The 16,384-nt window shown below is 67.9% G+C and carries 19 protein-coding genes; 8 read left to right on the top strand and 11 right to left on the bottom strand.

The annotated features are described in order from the left end of the window. Window positions 1-86: 86 nt before the first annotated feature. Window positions 87-797, top strand: coding sequence for a TetR/AcrR family transcriptional regulator (locus AC1D2O_RS16255; protein ID WP_478157472.1), 711 nt, complete (start codon window positions 87-89; stop codon window positions 795-797). A gap of 6 nt (window positions 798-803) precedes the next feature. On the opposite strand, the gene AC1D2O_RS16250 is transcribed toward AC1D2O_RS16255, so the two are convergent. The 5 genes from AC1D2O_RS16250 to AC1D2O_RS16230 form a co-directional block, all read right to left on the bottom strand. Then, entirely contained in the window at window positions 804-1,127 is a 324-nt protein-coding gene (locus AC1D2O_RS16250) for a hypothetical protein (RefSeq protein ID WP_478157470.1), read from the bottom strand. An 86-nt stretch (window positions 1,128-1,213) separates the two neighbouring features. Further along, window positions 1,214-1,384: a hypothetical protein gene (locus tag AC1D2O_RS16245; RefSeq protein ID WP_478090189.1), complete on the bottom strand. Its 171-nt coding sequence runs from the start codon at window positions 1,382-1,384 to the stop codon at window positions 1,214-1,216. A gap of 35 nt (window positions 1,385-1,419) precedes the next feature. Continuing rightward, window positions 1,420-2,829, bottom strand: coding sequence for an ATP-dependent RNA helicase DbpA (gene dbpA, locus AC1D2O_RS16240; protein ID WP_478090190.1), 1,410 nt, complete (start codon window positions 2,827-2,829; stop codon window positions 1,420-1,422). Then, window positions 2,826-3,092, bottom strand: a complete 267-nt coding sequence (gene infA / locus AC1D2O_RS16235) for a translation initiation factor IF-1 (RefSeq protein ID WP_286371838.1) — start codon at window positions 3,090-3,092, stop codon at window positions 2,826-2,828. Before infA ends, dbpA begins: the two co-directional genes overlap by 4 nt. 54 nt (window positions 3,093-3,146) lie before the next feature. Then, a complete protein-coding gene (locus AC1D2O_RS16230) occupies window positions 3,147-3,395 on the bottom strand; it encodes a hypothetical protein (protein WP_478090200.1) in 249 nt (82 codons plus the stop codon). 409 nt (window positions 3,396-3,804) lie between these two features. On the opposite strand from AC1D2O_RS16230, the gene AC1D2O_RS16225 reads away from it, so the two are divergent. After that, entirely contained in the window at window positions 3,805-4,890 is a 1,086-nt protein-coding gene (locus AC1D2O_RS16225) for a S1C family serine protease (RefSeq protein ID WP_478157468.1), read from the top strand. Window positions 4,891-4,898: 8 nt separating this feature from the next. Here AC1D2O_RS16225 and AC1D2O_RS16220 read toward each other — a convergent pair whose 3' ends face one another. Beyond that, window positions 4,899-5,954: a sugar phosphate isomerase/epimerase family protein gene (locus tag AC1D2O_RS16220; protein ID WP_478090192.1), complete on the bottom strand. Its 1,056-nt coding sequence runs from the start codon at window positions 5,952-5,954 to the stop codon at window positions 4,899-4,901. Window positions 5,955-6,117: 163 nt separating this feature from the next. On the opposite strand from AC1D2O_RS16220, the gene AC1D2O_RS16215 reads away from it, so the two are divergent. After that, entirely contained in the window at window positions 6,118-6,999 is an 882-nt protein-coding gene (locus AC1D2O_RS16215; RefSeq protein ID WP_478157466.1) for a gamma-glutamyl-gamma-aminobutyrate hydrolase family protein, read from the top strand. A 12-nt stretch (window positions 7,000-7,011) separates the two neighbouring features. Here AC1D2O_RS16215 and AC1D2O_RS16210 read toward each other — a convergent pair whose 3' ends face one another. Together AC1D2O_RS16210 and AC1D2O_RS16205 are read right to left on the bottom strand one after the other, a co-directional pair. Further along, on the bottom strand, window positions 7,012-7,173 hold the full coding sequence (locus AC1D2O_RS16210) for a hypothetical protein (protein WP_478090194.1): 162 nt from the start codon (window positions 7,171-7,173) through the stop codon (window positions 7,012-7,014). 11 nt (window positions 7,174-7,184) lie between these two features. Continuing rightward, window positions 7,185-10,115: a DNA topoisomerase III gene (locus AC1D2O_RS16205; protein ID WP_478157464.1), complete on the bottom strand. Its 2,931-nt coding sequence runs from the start codon at window positions 10,113-10,115 to the stop codon at window positions 7,185-7,187. Window positions 10,116-10,342: 227 nt separating this feature from the next. On the opposite strand from AC1D2O_RS16205, the gene AC1D2O_RS16200 reads away from it, so the two are divergent. Genes AC1D2O_RS16200 through AC1D2O_RS16190 form a run of 3 tightly spaced genes read left to right on the top strand, consistent with a single transcriptional unit; the run spans window position 10,343 to window position 11,924 of the window. Next, window positions 10,343-10,936: an SET domain-containing protein gene (locus AC1D2O_RS16200; RefSeq protein WP_478090196.1), complete on the top strand. Its 594-nt coding sequence runs from the start codon at window positions 10,343-10,345 to the stop codon at window positions 10,934-10,936. Window positions 10,937-10,938: 2 nt separating this feature from the next. Then, the gene (locus AC1D2O_RS16195; protein ID WP_478090197.1) at window positions 10,939-11,736 is read left to right on the top strand and encodes a biotin--[acetyl-CoA-carboxylase] ligase; all 798 of its coding nucleotides are present in this window, start codon (window positions 10,939-10,941) and stop codon (window positions 11,734-11,736) included. Beyond that, window positions 11,733-11,924 (top strand): sporulation protein, encoded by a 192-nt coding sequence (locus tag AC1D2O_RS16190; protein ID WP_478090198.1) that lies wholly within the window; start codon window positions 11,733-11,735, stop codon window positions 11,922-11,924. The genes AC1D2O_RS16195 and AC1D2O_RS16190 overlap by 4 nt, the downstream gene beginning before the upstream one ends. A 9-nt stretch (window positions 11,925-11,933) precedes the next feature. Here AC1D2O_RS16190 and AC1D2O_RS16185 read toward each other — a convergent pair whose 3' ends face one another. The 3 genes from AC1D2O_RS16185 to AC1D2O_RS16175 all read right to left on the bottom strand — a co-directional run bounded on the left by AC1D2O_RS16185 (window position 11,934) and on the right by AC1D2O_RS16175 (window position 14,617). Beyond that, a complete protein-coding gene (locus tag AC1D2O_RS16185) occupies window positions 11,934-13,343 on the bottom strand; it encodes a sensor histidine kinase N-terminal domain-containing protein (protein ID WP_478157490.1) in 1,410 nt (469 codons plus the stop codon). 84 nt (window positions 13,344-13,427) lie between these two features. Then, complete coding sequence (locus tag AC1D2O_RS16180) at window positions 13,428-14,102, bottom strand: response regulator (protein WP_442284240.1); 675 nt, start codon at window positions 14,100-14,102, stop codon at window positions 13,428-13,430. A gap of 29 nt (window positions 14,103-14,131) precedes the next feature. After that, entirely contained in the window at window positions 14,132-14,617 is a 486-nt protein-coding gene (locus AC1D2O_RS16175; RefSeq protein ID WP_478157461.1) for a MarR family winged helix-turn-helix transcriptional regulator, read from the bottom strand. Between the two features lie 144 nt (window positions 14,618-14,761). Between AC1D2O_RS16175 and recA the strand changes: the two genes are divergently transcribed. Next, window positions 14,762-15,874: a recombinase RecA gene (gene recA / locus AC1D2O_RS16170; protein WP_478091102.1), complete on the top strand. Its 1,113-nt coding sequence runs from the start codon at window positions 14,762-14,764 to the stop codon at window positions 15,872-15,874. A 10-nt stretch (window positions 15,875-15,884) separates the two neighbouring features. Further along, window positions 15,885-16,334: a recombination regulator RecX gene (gene recX / locus AC1D2O_RS16165; protein ID WP_478091101.1), complete on the top strand. Its 450-nt coding sequence runs from the start codon at window positions 15,885-15,887 to the stop codon at window positions 16,332-16,334. Window positions 16,335-16,384 lie beyond the last annotated feature (50 nt).

Genomic DNA, 16,384 nt, shown 5'->3' with positions numbered 1-16,384 from the left:
TCTTAAATGAATGGATAGACCAAAAATGGTCCAAACGTATAAAAATGGATGATGGCGTAAATTTCGGCCTACCGTCAATATCACCTTTGCCCGAGGACCTGGCCAAAAGTGTGTGGCGCCCTCCGCAGCCCGGCCTGCTCAAGCGCGAGCGCACGCGGGTCCAGCTGGTCCAGGCGGCGATCAAGGTCTTCAGCGCCCGCGGCTACGCCGATGCGACGATGCAGGAGATCGCGGGCGTCGCGGCCATGACCACCGCCACGGTCTACAACCATTTCAAGACCAAGGAAGAAGTCGCCAGCGCGGTTGCGCTGCTGCTGGCCGACACGCTGTGCCGCCGCATCACGGACAGCCAGCAGGGGGTCGAAGAAGGCGCCCAGCGCATGGCCATCGGCGTCCAGCGCTACATCTGGCTGGCCGAGGAGAGCCCGCGGTGGGCGCTGATGATGCTGGACGTATCGATCGCCGCGCCGGAAATGCTGCTCGAGATCCGCGACTACGCGCTGGCCGACCTGCGCCTGGGCGTGAAGCAGAAGGCCTTTCGGATCCCCGGCGAAACGGCGGCGATGGACCTGATCAACGGCACCGTGTCGCAGGCCATGCGCACGGTGGCGCACGGTGGCGCAGCCGCGCACCACGGTCGCGACGTCGCGGCCTGCGTGCTGCGCGGGCTGGGCATGGCGTGGGCCGACGCGAAGGCGGTCGCCCAGCGCCCGCTGCCGCCATTTCCCGGGATGAGCGCGGCTGCCGCGCCGGCGCCCCGGAAGACCGCGGCCCGGGCCCGGCGCAGCGGGCCCTGAGCCGGCCTACGCTGCGCCCGGCTCGCCGAGCGGCGGGCATGGCCAGCCCAGCAGCTCGGCCAGCCGCAGCACGATCCAGCACGCCTCGCCGGCCGAGACCCCGGCATCGGGCGAACTCAGGCCGTCGTGGATGCGCCGCAGGATCTCGTCTTCCGACGGCACCTCGACGTGGTGCAGCAGCTGAGCGTGCTGCACCAGGTGGTTGGCGAGGTCCTCGCAGACCTCGTAGCGCGCGCGCACCACCGCGATCGGTTCGGCCAGGCGCTGCCTGGCATCCGTGTAGACCGCGAAGAACGAAGGCGGGATGTCGATCTGGTAGTCGTCGGACATGATTCAGCAAGGCGCCCATGAAAAACGCGCCCGGAGGCGCGTTTCGGCGAGGGGACGGCGCAAGGCGCGCGGCCCGCTCGAGGCGATCAGCCGCCCTTCTTGGCCCGCTTGCCCGGGTTCTTCTTGCTGCGGGTCGCGGTGCCGCGCTCCAGGCTCACCTTCTGGCCGCCGCCCGACTTGGGGACGTTGTAGCCAGGCATCGGAACGGGCTTGGGGGTGGCAATGCGGTCTGCCTCGGTGCGGATTTTCTTGGGCATGGAAAGCTCGGATAAAAAGAAATCGAAGGACGTGATTAGGCCACATCGTCGAGCAGCCGCACTTTGACGGACTTGCCCTTGACGCGGCCGGTGGAAAGCTTGTGCACGGCCTCGCGCGCAATGCGCCGGTCGACCGCCACGTAGGTGGAGAACTCGTTGACGTTGATCTTGCCGACCTGCTCCTTCGTGAAGCCGGCCTCGCCGGTCAGCGCGCCCAGCACGTCGCCGGCGCGGATCTTCTCCTTGCGGCCGCCGATGATCTGCAGCGTGGCCATCGGCGGCTGCAGCGGCGCGGCGCTGCCGGCCGTGAGTTCGGCCAGCGGATGCCATTCGGACTCGCGGCCCTGAAGCTGCTCGATCTTGCCGACGCTGCCCATCTCGTCCATGCTGGCCAGGTTCAGCGCCAGGCCCTCTGCATCGCCGCGGCCGGTGCGGCCGATGCGGTGGATGTGAATCTCGGAATCGGGCGTGACGTCGACGTTGATCACCGCCTCGAGGTCGGCGATGTCGAGGCCGCGCGCAGCGACGTCGGTCGCCACCAGCACCGAGCAGCTGCGGTTGGCGAACTGCACCAGCACCTGGTCGCGCTCGCGCTGCTCGAGCTCGCCGAACAGGGCCAGCGCGCTGAAGCCCTGGGCCTGCAGCACCTGGACCAGGTCGCGGCACTGCTGCTTGGTGTTGCAGAAGGCCAGCGTGCTCTGCGGCCGGAAGTGGTTCAGCAGCAGGCTCACGGCGTGCAGGCGCTCGGTGTTCTTCACCTGGTACCAGCGCTGGCGGATCTTGCCTTCCTCGTGCTGCGCCTGCACCGTGATCTGCTGCGGGCTCTTCATGAACTGCGCGCTGAGCTTGGCGATGCCTTCGGGGTAGGTGGCCGAGAACAGCAGCGTCTGGCGCTCCTTGGGGCACAGCCGCGCGACCTTGGCGATGTCGTCGAAGAAGCCCATGTCGAGCATGCGGTCGGCTTCGTCGAGCACCAGCGTGTTGAGGGCCGAGAGGTCCAGGCTGGCGCGTTCGAGGTGATCCATGATCCGGCCCGGCGTGCCGACCACGATGTGGGCGCCGTGCTCCAGGCTCGCGAGCTGCCCGCGCAGCGCGACGCCGCCGCAGAGGGTGACCACCTTGACGTTTTCCTCGGCCCGCGCCAGGCGGCGGATCTCGGTCGTCACCTGGTCGGCGAGTTCGCGCGTCGGGCACAGCACCATGGCCTGCACCGCGAAGCGTCGCGGATTGAGGTTGGCCAGCAGTGCCAGCGCGAAGGCGGCGGTCTTGCCGCTGCCGGTCTTGGCTTGCGCGATCAGGTCCTTGCCGAGCAGCGCCACCGGCAGGCTGGCCGCCTGGATCGGCGTCATCTGCAGGTAGCCGAGCTGCGTCAGGTTCGCCAGCGCCTGCGGCGAAAGCGGCAGCGTGGCGAAATCGGTGGCGTGACCGGTCACGGGGACGGTCAACGGCGCTGCGAGTTGTTGCCGCCGACCGGCGGGGGACCGCGACGTTCCAGATGCCGGAACGTGATGCGGCCCTTGGTCAGGTCGTAGGGCGACAGCTCGAGCGACACCTTGTCGCCGGCCAGGATGCGGATGTGGTGCTTGCGCATCTTGCCGCCGCTGTAGGCGATCAGCTGGTGGCCGTTGTCGAGCGTGACGCGGTAGCGCGAGTCAGGCAGCACTTCGGTCACGGCGCCGTTCATTTCGATCAGTTCTTCCTTGGGCATGAATTACCTTTTGAATGGGTTTGTCGTAATTGGATAGGAAATCGGTATGCGGAATCAAGCGGCGCAAGGTGTGTGCGCGACGCTGCGTTCGCGAATCCAGCCCAAACCCTGGTCGATCGCGTAGCGGACGGCCGCGGCGTGGCTGGCAAAACGGGGCGTGAAACGCATCACGCGGTCGTGCGTGCCGCTGCCGCGGCCGGATCGGATCGAGACCGATGCCGCAAAGCGGCCGTCGTCCAGATCCTTGATGAGCGGCGAGACAAGGTACTTGCCCACTGCGATGCTGTGTTGAATGATGTCCATCGAAAGCCTTGGCACCCCGCGACGCCGCGGAATGCTGAAATTGAATTTGAATAAAACGAGCGCAGGCCGGCCGGATATGGCGCCCACCGGAGCGGACAGCGCGCTGTTCGCTTCAACAAAGTACGAAGGCAGTGGTGGCAAATCTTGGGCGCCCGGTCTGGCGCTCCAACACACTGTGGGTGCCGGCTTTCAATGTTGGGCCTGGAGATTCCAGGCCAGCCGGCAAGTGACGAAAGTGCTTCGTCGTTAAATCGAAACGAACCCCGGATTCTAACCGATCTGGCACGACAGTTGCTATTTCATCTCTGTGACAGGGCTGCGGGTGGCTTTCGCGCCACCTGCCGCCGGGCTTGCGACGGGGGCGCTTGGGGCGCACCATGGCGGGACCACCGTTCCAAGGAGCGCGGCCATGCAAGTCACAGCGCCATCTGTCCGGTTGCCGCGTTTCCCATGGCTGACGCCCACGCGGCTGGCATCCCTGCTGGGTGCCGCCGCTTTGCTTCTGGCCTTGCCGGCCACGCCGCCGGCGACTGCGGCGACCCCTTCCCCTGCCGCCGCGTCCAGCGCCCAGGTGCAGGCCCTCCGGCGCGCCGGTGATGCGGTCGTCGCGCTGAAGGTCGCCGCCACCGAAGGCGCGACTTCGGCCGACAGCCTGGGCCAGCAGCGCTGGGGTTCGGGCGTGGTGATCGGAGCCGACGGGCTCATCCTCACCATCGGCTACCTGCTGCTGGAGGCCGAGACCATCGAGATCGTGACGCAGGACGACCGCACGCTGCCGGCGCGCCAGGTGGCCTATGACCTCGCCACCGGCTTCGCGCTGGTGCGGCCGCTGGTGCCGCTTCGCGGCATCGAGCCGGTGCCGCTGGCAGGTGTCGCGAACCTGCAGCCCGGGGAGCCGCTGCTGGTCGCCACCGGCAGCAACAGCGGCACCGAGGTGGGCTTCACGCGGCTGGTCGGGACACGCCCGTTCTCGGGCTACTGGGAGTACCACATCGAGGCCGCGGTCTTCACCAGCCCGCCGGTCGCCAACCACAGCGGCGCCTCGCTCTTCAACCGCAACGGCGAGTTGCTGGGCGTCGGCAGCCTGTTCGTGCTCGAGGCGGCCGGCCCCGATCGCACCCTGCCGGGGAACATGTTCGTGCCGGTCGATCTGCTGCGCCCGGTGCTGGCCGAGATGCAGTCCACCGGCCGCACGCGCGCCAGCGTGCGGCCCTGGCTCGGCGTCTCGTCGTCGGAGCGCGGCGGCCATGTGGAGATCGTGCGCGTCGATCGCTCGGGGCCTGCGCTCGCCGCCGGCCTGCAGCCCGGCGACGTGGTGCTGGAGATCGACGGCGTGCAGGTCTCGACGCTCGAGGCCTTCTACAAGCAGCTCTGGACCCGGCCTGGCGCCGAGGCGGACGTGGAGCTCACGGTGCAGCAGGGCTCGGAGATCCGCAAGGTCAAGGTGCATGCGGTCGACCGCATGCAGACGCTGCGCAAGCCAGAGGGTATCTAGCGGCGCCCTCAGCCGAGGCCGAGCATCTTCCGGTTGCCCGCCGTGTCGGTGCCGCCAGCGGCGAAATCGTCGAAGGCGCGCTCGGCCACGCGGATGATGTGGTGGGCGATGAACTCGGCGCCCTCGCGTGCACCATCCTCGGGGTGCTTGAGGCAGCACTCCCACTCCAGCACCGCCCAGCCCGGAAAGTCGCAGGCCGCCAGCTTCGAGAAGATGGCGCCGAAATCGACCTGTCCATCGCCCAGCGAGCGGAAGCGTCCGGCCCGGTTGATCCAGGGCTGGAAGCCGCCGTAGACGCCCTGCTTGCCGGTGGGATTGAACTCGGCGTCCTTCACGTGGAAGATCTTGATGCGCTCGTGATAATGGTCGATGTAGTCCAGATAGTTCAGCTGCTGCAGCACGAAATGGCTCGGGTCGTACAGGAGGCAGGCGCGCGGATGGTTGCCCACGCGTTCGAGGAACATCTCGTAGGTGACACCGTCGTGCAGGTCCTCGCCCGGATGGATCTCGTAGCAGACGTCCACGCCGGCCTCGTCGAACGCGTCGAGGATCGGCCTCCAGCGCCGCGCCAGCTCGTCGAAGGCCTCTTCGATCAGGCCGGCCGGGCGCGGCGGCCACGCGTAGAGGTAAGGCCAGGCCAGCGCGCCCGAGAAGGTCGCGTGCGCGGTCAACCCCAGATGGGCCGAGGCCTGCGCCGCGTAGCGCAGCTGTTCGACCGCCCATTGCTGCCGCTTGACCGGATCGTTGCGGACCTCGGCCGCCGCGAAGCCGTCGAAGCTCGCGTCGTAGGCCGGATGCACCGCCACCAGCTGGCCTTGCAGGTGGGTCGACAGCTCGGTGATCTCGAGGCCGTGGCCGGCCAGGGTGCCTTTCACTTCGTCGCAGTAGGTCTTGCTCTGCGCGGCCTTCCGGAGATCGAAGATGCGGCTGTCCCAGCTTGGTATCTGTACCCCCTTGTAGCCGAGGCCCGAAGCCCAGCCGGCGATGGCGTCCAGCGAGTTGAAGGGGGCGTCGTCGCCGGTGAACTGGGCCAGGAAGATGGCCGGGCCCTTGATGGTCTTCATGCGGGGTCTCCTGGGTCATGAGGGGATGCCGACGATGCTAGCGCGGCATGCGGCCGGACGCTGCGGCCGCTTGGCCATCGCCATGCACGAGCCGTCGGAACGTTTCACAATGGCCGCTTCAGTTCAACCGAGGGGTGACGCGGCGTGCGCAGCCCCGAACGCGATGTCACAAACCGTTTCCGGACGACTCAAGATCGGCTTGTCGGCCTGCTTCTCCCACGCCGACCCGACGCGCTCGCTGTTCACCAACAAGACGCTGCAGTATGTCGAGCAGTCGATCGCGCACTGGCTGATGTCGGCCGGCGCGATGGTCGTCATGGTGCCCTGCCCGACCGGCGAGACCGCGCGCGGCGACACCAAGCTCTCGCACTACGCCGAATGGCTCGACGGCGTCGTGATGCACGGCGGCGCCGATGTCTGGCCCGGCAGCTACGGCGAGGTGCCGCTCAAGGACGCCTGGGTCGGCGACCGTCTCCGCGACCTCTACGACCTGGCGCTGGTCGAGGCCTTCGAGCAGGCCGGCAAGCCGATCTTCGGCGTCTGCCGCGGCTTGCAGCTGATCAACGTGGCCTTCGGCGGCACGCTGTACCAGGACATCGAGGCCCAGCATCCCAACGGCCAGCAGCATCGCGACGCCGTGGCCTACGACCAGAACTACCACGAGATCAGCATCACGCCCGGCTCGAGGCTGTCGAAACTCTATCCGGGCATGGAGAGCGCGCGCGTCAACAGCATCCATCACCAGGGCGTGAAGGATCTCGCGCCCGGCTTCGAGGTCGACGCCTGGAGCATCCCCGACCGGATTCCCGAAGCCATCCGGCGCAAGGCCGACCGTGGACGCAGCTACATCGCCGCGACCCAGTGGCACCCGGAGTTCCACACCTACGGCGCGACCGACACGGTGGACGACACCGCCATCCTGCAGGACTTCCTGTGGGCCTGCGCGACGGCGAAGGTCAGCCCCAAGGGGCCGCTGCGCAGCGCGCCAGGACGCATCCGCAATCGCGCGGCACGGCTGCTGCGGCAGGCGCTGCTGAGGCGCTAGAGCGAACAGGCCCTAGCGGTTCTTGTAGCCGCTGACCGCGGCGTCCACCGTGCCGAACACGGTGATGCCGCTGCCGCCGGCGGCCGTGGCGCCCTCACCCGCGGGCCCGCGCGAAGCGCAGCCTGCGAGCAGGCACAGCGCGGCGGCGAACCCCACGGCGACAAGTCTCTTCATGCGGATCCCCTTCATGCGCTCAGGTGCTTGCCGACGATGCCGGCCAGTTCGAACATTGTGACCTGGTCCTTGCCGAACACCGGCTTCAGCTTGGCATCGGCATTGATGGCGCGCTTGTTGGCCGCGTCCTGCAGGCCGTTGGCCTTGATGTAGTCCCACAGCTTCTTGATGACCTCGGTGCGTGCCACCGGTTCGGCGCCGATCACCGCGGCCAGCGCGTCGCTGGGCTTGAGGCCGGCACCGGGCTTGCGCGGCGCCTTCGGTGCCGCAGCTTTCTTGGCCGCCACCTTCTTCGCCGCCGGTGCCTTCGCGGCCGCCTTCTTCGCTGCGGCGGGCGCCGCCTTGGCGAAGGTCTTGCGCGGCGGGAACTTGCTGGTGCGCGGCTCGAACTCGAAAGCCACCTTGCCCTCGTCCTTGTTCCAGGCCAGGAAGGCCTTGAAGGGGCGGCGCGTGCGCATCGAGACGAACTTGTCGAGCAGGTCGGTCTTGCCGGTGGCCAGCAGCTTCTCGACCTGGGCCCGATCCACCGGCTGCTGCAGGATGATCTTGCCGGTCTTGAAGGTGCAGCTCGGCGTCGGCTGCTCGTTGGTCGGCACCGACTTCTCGCAGACGTAGTTGCTGCCGTGGTCGAACACCGGCGCGCCGCAGACCGGGCATGGCCCCACGGTGTCCTGCTGGCTGAAGTCGACGATCTCGCCGCTTTCGGCATTCTTGTCGTCGCCGAAATCGAACTCCAGCTTCCAGTTCTTCGCTTCCTCGTCGAACTTGAGCACGATCTCGGAGGTGAACGGCCAGCCGGCCTTGGAGCGGAAGCCTTCAAGCGGGCCGATGTGCTTGTCGCGCAGCAGCGCCTCGGCCTCGGCCACTTCGAAGGTGCGGCCGGCCGGCGATTTGCCGAACGAGAAGCCGCAGGGTTCCTGGCCCGGCTTGCCGGTGCAGCTGTAGCGGCGGTAGTTCTCCTTCACCACGCCGCCGCAATTCGGGCAGGGCGTGGCCAGCGTGGCGTAGTCGCCCGGCACGGTGTCGCGGTCGTATTCCTTGGCCTTCTTGACGATGTGTTCCGTCATCTCGGCGATCTCGCGCATGAAGGCTTCGCGGCTGAGCTTGCCGTGCTCCATCTGCGCGAGCTTGTACTCCCACTCGCCGGTCAGTTCGGCCTTGGAGAGCTCCTCCACGCCGAGCCCGCGCAAGAGCGTCATGAGCTGGAAGGCCTTGGCGGTCGGGATCAGCTCGCGGCCTTCGCGGATCATGTACTTCTCGGCCAGCAGGCCTTCGATCGTGGCCGCCCGCGTGGCCGGCGTGCCGAGGCCCTTCTCCTGCATCGCCTCGCGCAGTTCGTCGTCGTCGATGGTCTTTCCCGCGCCTTCCATGGCGCCGAGCAGCGTGGCTTCGGAATAGCGCGCCGGCGGCCGGGTCTTCAGGCCCTTGGGATCGACCGATTCGGCCTTCACCACTTCGCCGGGCTTGACCGGCACCAGGCGCTTGCCGTCCTTGTCCTCTTCCTTCTCGTCGTCCTCGGCTTCCTTGCCCCAGATCGCGAGCCAGCCGGCCTTCACGAGCACCTTGCCGTCGGTGCGGAACGGGTACTTCTTGCCGCCCTGCTCCACCGTGCTGATGCGCGTCGTGACCTGGTATTCGGCGCTCGGGAAGAACACCGACATGAAGCGGCGCACCACGAAGTCATAGAGCTTCTGCTCGGCGTCGGACAGGCCGCTCGGCGCCTGCAGGGTCGGGATGATCGCGAAGTGATCGCTGACTTTGGCGTTGTCGAAGATGCGCTTCGACGGTTTCACGTAGTTGTTGTCGACCGCCTGCTGGGCGAAGGGCGCGAGGTGCTTCATGCCGCTCGTGGCCAGCATCTTCATCGTGTCCTTGACCACCGGCAGGTAGTCCTCAGGCAGCGCGCGCGAGTCGGTCCGCGGGTAGGTCAGCGCCTTGTGGCGTTCGTACAGGCTCTGCGCCAGCGCCAGCGTGGTCTTGGCGCTGAAGCCGAAGCGGCCGTTGGCCTCGCGCTGCAGCGAGGTCAGGTCGAACAGCAGCGGCGAGGCGCTGGTGGTGGGCTTGCTTTCCTCGGTGACCGTGGCCGGCTTGCCGCGCGCGGCGTCGGCGATCTCGCGCGCCTCGCGCTCGTTCCAGACCCGGTCGGCACGCTGCTCGGGGTCGGGCACGCCATCGGGGCCGGGCGGCGGCTTCTTCCAATTCGGATCGAACCACTTGCCCGGGTACTCGCCCGCCTCGGCCGCGAAGCGGCCGTGCACCTCCCAGTAGTCGCGGCTCACGAACTTGCGGATCTTCTCCTCGCGCTCGACCACCACGGACAGCGTCGGCGTCTGCACCCGGCCCACGGTGGTCAGGAAGAAGCCGCCGTCGCGCGAATTGAACGCGGTCATGGCCCGGGTGCCATTGATGCCGACCAGCCAGTCGGCCTCGGAGCGCGAGCGCGCCGCATCGGCCAGGCCCTGCATCTGCTGCTCGGTGCGCAGCTGATCGAAGCCGTCGCGGATCGCCTGCGGCGTCATCGATTGCAGCCACAGGCGCTTGACCGGCTTGCCCAGCGGCGCCTTGCCGCCGGCGTACTGCTCGATCAGGCGGAAGATCAGCTCGCCCTCGCGGCCCGCGTCGCAGGCGTTGACGAGCTGGGTCACATCCTTGCGCTTGGCCTGCTTCACGACCGCGTTGAGCCGGGTCTTGGTCTTGTCGACCGGCTTCAGGTCGAAGCGCGGCGGGATGACCGGCAGGTTGGCGAAGCTCCACTTGCCGCGCTTGACGTCGAACTCCTCGGGCGCCTGGATCTCCACCAGGTGGCCGACGGCGCTCGTCACGACGTACTTCTCGTTCTCGAAGTGCTCGTCGTGCTTGTCGAACTTGCCGGCCACCGGCGTGAGCGCGCGCACGATGTCCTGGGCCACCGAAGGCTTTTCTGCAATCACCAAAGTTTTCATCTGCGAATCCTATTCATTCTGTTCACCCGCACGCGCCAGTTGCCGACCCCGCCCCGCAACGCAAGGCGGGACGGGCCAGCAGGCCGCCCCAAGGCGGCCTGCGCCCCCTCGGGGGGGCAGCGAGCCCCAAAGTGGAGAGCGTGGGGGCGACATCCTTACAATCTGGCGCTTCTCGCGTGCGTACGCGCACGCGCATGCGTACATATTCAAACTAACAGACTTCGGCGATGCCCTCCAAATCCCCCACTTCCGGCGGCCGCCGAATCCAGACCCGGCGTTCCAGCGTCCATGGCAACGGCGTCTTTGCCGTCCAGGATATTGCGGAAGGCGAAACGCTCATCGAATACAAGGGCGAGATCATCTCGTGGGAGGAAGCGCTGCGCCGCCACCCGCACGACCCCGCCCAGCCCCACCACACCTTCTACTTCCACATCGATGACGATCGCGTGATCGACGGCAACGTCGACGGCAACGCCTCGCGCTGGATCAATCATTCGTGCGAGCCGAGCTGCGAGGCCGACGAGCAGGATGGCCGCGTCTTCATCAAGGCGCTGCGCAACATCGCCGCCGGCGAAGAGCTCAGCTACGACTACGGCCTGGTCATCGACGAGCCCTACACGAAGAAGCTGAAGGCCGATTTCCCGTGCTGGTGCGGCTCGGAGCAATGCCGCGGGACCTTGCTGGCGCCCAAGGACGACGACGAGGGCAAGAAGGGCAAGAAGAAGAAAAGCAAGAAGAAGGACAGGAAGAGCGACAAGAAGTCCTCGAAGAAGTCTGAAAAGAAGGCCGGCAAGAAGAAGGCCGACACCGACAAGCGCTGAACATGGCCGCACCCTGGTTCGAGGACGAGATCGCGCAGAGCCTGGCACCCTTGCTGCCCGGCCTGCGCGTCGAGGTGGTGGCCGAAATCGACTCGACCAACAGCGAGCTGATGCGCCGTTCGCGCGATGGTGAAACCGGCGCGGTGCTGCTCGTGGCCGAGCGCCAGACCGCCGGGCGCGGCCGGCTCGGCCGGCCCTGGCAGAGCGCGCAGGACGCCGGCGAACCCGCCTCGCTGACCTTCTCGCTCGGCCTGTCGCTGGCACCGCGCGACTGGTCGGGTCTCTCGCTCGCGGTCGGTGCCAGCGTCGCCCAGAGCCTGGACCCGTCGCGCAGCGCCGGCCTGGCGCTCAAGTGGCCCAACGACCTCTGGGTGCAGGAGCGCAAGCTCGGCGGCATCCTGATCGAGACCGCCCTGCTCCAGCCCGACGCGCTCGAGCGCTATCTGGTGATCGGCATCGGCATCAACATCGGCCCGCGCGAAGCCGCCGGCCTGAGCACGCCGCCGGCCTGGATGAAGGAATGGCGTCCGGCCGCGGCACCCGGCGAGGTGCTGCGCGAGATCGTCGAGCCGCTGGTGCGCGACGTGCAGCTCTTCAACGAGCGCGGATTCGTGCCCTTCGCGGCCCGCTTCGCCGAGCGCGACCTCCTGCGCGGGCGCGACGTGCGGCTCAGCGACGGCACCGAAGGCCACTGCGAAGGCGTCGGCTGGGGCGGCGAGCTGCTGGTGCGCACCGCCGACGGCGTCAAGAGCATCAGCAGCGCCGAAGTCAGCGTCCGCCCGCTGCGCGTGCCGCCATGATCCTGCGCCTGGCCGTGGTCGCCCTGCTGGTCGCCAACCTGGGCTATTTCGCCTGGACCCGCGGCGCGTTTGCCCTGTTCGGCGCCGAGCCCGCGCGCTTCAGCGAGACCGAGCCGCAGCGCCTGCAGCAGCAGGTCCGGCCGCAGATGCTGCAGATCCGCAAGAATCCGCCGCCCGCCAAACCCTGACCGGGCCCCCTAGGACCCCGCGCGGTCCCGGGATTCGTGGGGATTGGCATCGATCCGCAGGCTCACCAGCGTCCCCGGCGGCTGCTGGCCCGGGTGCGCGTCTTCCAGCCGCACGATCGCGTGGTGCTGGCGCGCGATCTCGCGCACGATCGGCAGCCCCAGGCCGGAGCCGTCGGCCTCGTTGCCGAGCACCCGGTAGAAGGGCTCGAACACCAGCTCGCGCTCGTGCGCCGCGATGCCGGGGCCGTTGTCCTCGACCTGCAGCACGAGCACGTGGCCGAAGGGGTCGGCCAGCACCCGCGCGGTGATCACGCCGGGCCGCTCGGGCACCGACGGCGTGTAATTGATCGCGTTGTCGACCAGGTTGCGCACCAGCTCCTTCAGCAGCGTCGGATTGCCTTCGAACACCACGCCGGGCGAGCCCGCCTCCGCGCCCTCGTAGCCCAGGTCGATGCGCTTGTCGATGGCCCGCGGCACGGCCTCGCGCACCACCTCGATCGTGAGTCGCGCCAGGTCGCAGGGCTGGCGCCCGATGGCGGCGCCGCTGCCCTCCGCGCGGGCCAGCGACAGCAGCTGGTTGACCGTGTGCGTGGCGCGCACGCTGGCGCGGCCGATCTGCTTGAGCGACTGCTTGAGCTCGTCGGCATTGGCGCCCTCGCGCTGGGCCAGGTCGGCCTGCATGCGCAGGCCCGCCAGCGGCGTCTTGAGCTGGTGCGCGGCGTCGGCAAGGAAGCGCTTCTGGGTGCCGATCGAGTCGTTGAGCTTGCTCAGCAGGTCGTTGACCGACAGCACCAGCGGCACCACCTCGAGCGGCACCGAGGATTCGTCGAGCGGGCTCAGGTCGCCCGGCTTGCGCTCGCGGATGCGCGCCTCGACCACCGACAGCGGCTTGATGCCGCGCACCAGCGCCAGCCAGATCAGCAGCACCGCCAGCGGCAGAATCGCGAATTGCGGCAGCAGCACGCCCTTGATGATCTCGGTGGCCAGCACCGACTGCTTCTCGCGCGTCTCGGCCACCTGCAGCAGCGCGAACGGCGCGTCGGGCGTGCTGCCGGCGACCCAGAGCGAGGCGATCCGCACCGTGCGTCCGTGCATCTGGCCGTCGCGCAGGTAGACCACGCCCGGCACCGGCGGGTCGTCCGTGCCCGGGAAGGGCACGTCGCGCTCGCCGCTCAGCAGCGTGCCGTGGCCGTCGAGCAGCTGGTAATAGACCTGGTCGATGTCATCGCTGCCGAGGATCTCGCGCGCCGGCTGCGGCAGCACGAACTTGATCTGGCCGTTGTCCGCGTCGACCAGCCGGGCCAGGGTCTGGATGTTGGATTCCAGCGCCCGGTCGAAGGGCGCGTTCGCGATGCCCTGCGCCACCAGCCAGGTGACGCCGATGCTGACCGGCACCAGCAGCAGCAGCGGCGTGAGCATCCAGTCGAGGATCTCGCCGAAGAGAGAGCGCTGCGCGCGCTGAAAGAGTTTTACCAAGCGTCTGGCCGGACGGAGCGGGACCGGCTACGAGGGGATCTTCTCGAGGCAATAGCCGAGCCCGCGCACCGTGGCGATGCGCACCGGCCCCTTCTCGATCTTCTTGCGCAGGCGGTGGATGTAGACCTCGATCGCATTGAGGCTCACCTCCTCGCCCCATTCGCACAGGCGCTCGACCAGCTGGTCCTTGCTCACCAGCCGTCCGGCGCGCTGCAGCAGCACCTCGAGCAGGCCGAGCTCGCGCGCCGACAGCTCGAGCATCTTGCCGTCGAAGGTCGCGACCCGGCCGGCCTGGTCGTAGACCAGCGGGCCGTGCTTGATCGCGTTGCTGGTGCCGCCCATGCCGCGCCGCGTGAGGGCGCGCACCCGCGCCTCGAGTTCCTGCAGCGAGAAGGGCTTGGCCATGTAGTCGTCGGCGCCGTAGTCCAGGCCCTTGACCCGTTCCTCCACGCTGTCGGCCGCGGTCAGCACCAGCACCGGCAGCTGAGAGCCGCGGGCGCGCAGCCGCTTGAGGATCTCGAGGCCATGCATGTTGGGCAGGCCGAGGTCGAGAATCAGCAGGTCGAACTCCCGGTTGGTCATCAGCGCGGCATCGGCCTGCGAGCCGGTCGCGACGTGGTCGACCGCCGAACCCGAGGTGCGCAGGCTGCGCAGCAGGGCATCGGCCAGCACCTGGTCATCTTCCGCAATGAGTATCCGCATGGTGCCGTGCCTCCAGACAACTTGGAATTCTAGGCCGCCGCGTACGCCTCGAGTCCAATGGTTACCACGGTGGCGATCTCGCTGCCGACGCTGGCGCGGAACTCCTCCTCGGCCTGCGCCACGGCGCTGCGGAAGGCTTCGAGCCAGGCCAGGCCGTCGGTGGTGAACAGCACCCGCCGCGCCCTGGCATCGAGCGGATCGGGCCCGCGCTGCACCAGCCCCCAGGCCTCGCACTGGTCGACCAGTGCGCCCATCGCCTGCTTGGTCATGCCGGCCCGCTCGGCCAGTTCGGTTAGCCGCGAGCCGTCGCGCGCCAGATGGCGCGTGATGTGGATGTGGGCGGCGCTCACCTGCGCGCGCGCCGCGAGGTTCGACAGCGCCAGCGGCACCCCGGCGTCATGCGCCATCAGCGCCAGCACCCGCTCGTCGAAGCGCCGCATCGCGTGGCCCAGCAGTCGGCCCAGGTGGGTCTGGCGCCAGGTGTCGTGGTCGATCGGAAATTGCGTGCCGGACATGACAGTCGATAGTAAAGCAAACTGACCAAAAATTGGATTTTTCTGGATCAATACGCCTCTACACTACTGTTCAAGCATCCAGCCTGTAATTAAAAGCAGCGGGATGAATTTCCCGCAACCCGTTGATATTCAAGGAGTTCTCACATGGACGCAGTCGTCAAAGGCGCAAGCATCTCGGTCGCCAACAGCGAAAAGGCCAAGGCCCTCCAGGCCGCGCTGGCCCAGATCGAAAAGCAGTTCGGCAAGGGCACGATCATGCGGCTCGGCGAAGGCGAGGCGCTGGAAGACATCCAGGTGGTCTCCACCGGCTCGCTGGGCCTGGACATCGCGCTCGGCGTCGGCGGCCTGCCGCGCGGCCGCGTGATCGAGATCTACGGTCCTGAATCCTCGGGCAAGACCACGCTCACCTTGCAGGTCATCGCCGAGATGCAGCGCCAGGCCGGCACCTGCGCCTTCGTCGATGCCGAGCATGCGCTCGACGTGCAATATGCCCAGAAGCTCGGCGTCAACCTCTCCGACCTGCTGATCAGCCAGCCCGACACCGGCGAGCAGGCGCTCGAGATCGTCGATTCGCTGGTGCGCTCGGGTGCGGTCGACCTGATCGTGGTCGACTCGGTCGCCGCGCTCACCCCCAAGGCCGAAATCGAAGGCGAGATGGGCGACTCGCTGCCCGGCCTGCAGGCCCGCCTGATGAGCCAGGCGCTGCGCAAGCTCACCGCCACCATCAAGAAGACCAACTGCATGGTCATCTTCATCAACCAGATCCGCATGAAGATCGGCGTGATGTTCGGCTCGCCCGAAACCACCACCGGCGGCAATGCGCTGAAGTTCTACGCCTCGGTGCGGCTGGACATCCGCCGCATCGGCACCATCAAGAAGGGCGACGAGGCGATCGGCAACGAGACCAAGGTTAAGGTGGTCAAGAACAAGGTCAGCCCGCCCTTCAAGACGGCCGAGTTCGACATCCTGTTCGGCGAGGGCATCAGCCGCGAAGGCGAGATCATCGACATGGGCGTCAATGCCAAGATCGTCGACAAGTCCGGCGCCTGGTACGCCTACAACGGCGAGAAGATCGGCCAGGGCCGCGACAACGCGCGCGAATTCCTGCGCGAGAACCCCGAGCTGTCGCGCGAGATCGAGAACAAGGTGCGCGAATCGCTGGGCATTCCGCTCTTGGCCGAGGCGGTGGCGAGCGCCGACGCGGCGGTCGAGAAGGCCGACAAGCCCGAGAAGGCCGAGAAGGCTGACAAGAAGTAACCCGGCCGCCATGGCTTTCAGTGCGCCGTCGCTCAAGGGGCGCGCCCTGCGCCTCTTGAGCCAGCGCGAGCATTCGCGCGCTGAACTCGAGCGCAAGCTCAAGAAATACGAGGAAGAGCCCGGCACCCTGGCCCGGGCCCTCGACGAGCTGGCCGCCAAGGATTTCATCAGCGAGGCGAGGGTGGTGCAGTCGGTGCTGCACCAGCGCGCGGCCCGCATGGGCGCGGCGCGTGTGCGCCAGGAATTGCTGCACAAGGGCATCGCGCCCGAGGCGGTCGCCGAGGCGGTCGCCGGCCTGCAGGGCAGCGAGTTCGATCGCGCGCTCGAAGTCTGGAAGCGCCGCTTCGGCGAGCTGCCGCAGGATGCGACCGAACGCGCCCGCCAAGTTCGGTTCCTGATGGCGAGGGGATTCGCCGGTGCCATCGTGGCCAAGGTCCTGCGGCACGACCCCGAAGAATAGGCCGGCGCAGCCCGGCCTTGTTGGTGAAACACCGCGGAACCGGCTTTGCC

The sequence above is a fragment of the Variovorax sp. P1_G12 genome, from assembly GCF_056405555.1.
The sequence above is the reverse complement of the archived record's forward strand: the minus strand, read 5'-3'. Positions and strand labels throughout refer to the sequence as shown.

Bases quoted from the DNA above. Each gene is read 5' to 3' on its own strand.
- recX (WP_478091101.1), top strand. From the start codon at position 15,885: ATGGCTTTCAGTGCGCCGTCGCTCAAGGGGCGCGCCCTGCGCCTCTTG.
- AC1D2O_RS16200 (WP_478090196.1), top strand. From the start codon at position 10,343: ATGCCCTCCAAATCCCCCACTTCCGGCGGCCGCCGAATCCAGACCCGG.
- recA (WP_478091102.1), top strand. From the start codon at position 14,762: ATGGACGCAGTCGTCAAAGGCGCAAGCATCTCGGTCGCCAACAGCGAA.
- AC1D2O_RS16220 (WP_478090192.1), bottom strand. From the start codon at position 5,954: ATGAAGACCATCAAGGGCCCGGCCATCTTCCTGGCCCAGTTCACCGGC.
- AC1D2O_RS16205 (WP_478157464.1), bottom strand. From the start codon at position 10,115: ATGAAAACTTTGGTGATTGCAGAAAAGCCTTCGGTGGCCCAGGACATC.
- AC1D2O_RS16185 (WP_478157490.1), bottom strand. From the start codon at position 13,343: ATGCTCACGCCGCTGCTGCTGCTGGTGCCGGTCAGCATCGGCGTCACC.
- AC1D2O_RS16215 (WP_478157466.1), top strand. From the start codon at position 6,118: ATGTCACAAACCGTTTCCGGACGACTCAAGATCGGCTTGTCGGCCTGC.
- AC1D2O_RS16180 (WP_442284240.1), bottom strand. From the start codon at position 14,102: ATGCGGATACTCATTGCGGAAGATGACCAGGTGCTGGCCGATGCCCTG.
- AC1D2O_RS16245 (WP_478090189.1), bottom strand. From the start codon at position 1,384: ATGCCCAAGAAAATCCGCACCGAGGCAGACCGCATTGCCACCCCCAAG.
- infA (WP_286371838.1), bottom strand. From the start codon at position 3,092: ATGCCCAAGGAAGAACTGATCGAAATGAACGGCGCCGTGACCGAAGTG.
- AC1D2O_RS16225 (WP_478157468.1), top strand. From the start codon at position 3,805: ATGCAAGTCACAGCGCCATCTGTCCGGTTGCCGCGTTTCCCATGGCTG.
- AC1D2O_RS16195 (WP_478090197.1), top strand. From the start codon at position 10,939: ATGGCCGCACCCTGGTTCGAGGACGAGATCGCGCAGAGCCTGGCACCC.
- AC1D2O_RS16190 (WP_478090198.1), top strand. From the start codon at position 11,733: ATGATCCTGCGCCTGGCCGTGGTCGCCCTGCTGGTCGCCAACCTGGGC.
- AC1D2O_RS16175 (WP_478157461.1), bottom strand. From the start codon at position 14,617: ATGTCCGGCACGCAATTTCCGATCGACCACGACACCTGGCGCCAGACC.
- AC1D2O_RS16250 (WP_478157470.1), bottom strand. From the start codon at position 1,127: ATGTCCGACGACTACCAGATCGACATCCCGCCTTCGTTCTTCGCGGTC.
- AC1D2O_RS16230 (WP_478090200.1), bottom strand. From the start codon at position 3,395: ATGGACATCATTCAACACAGCATCGCAGTGGGCAAGTACCTTGTCTCG.
- AC1D2O_RS16210 (WP_478090194.1), bottom strand. From the start codon at position 7,173: ATGAAGAGACTTGTCGCCGTGGGGTTCGCCGCCGCGCTGTGCCTGCTC.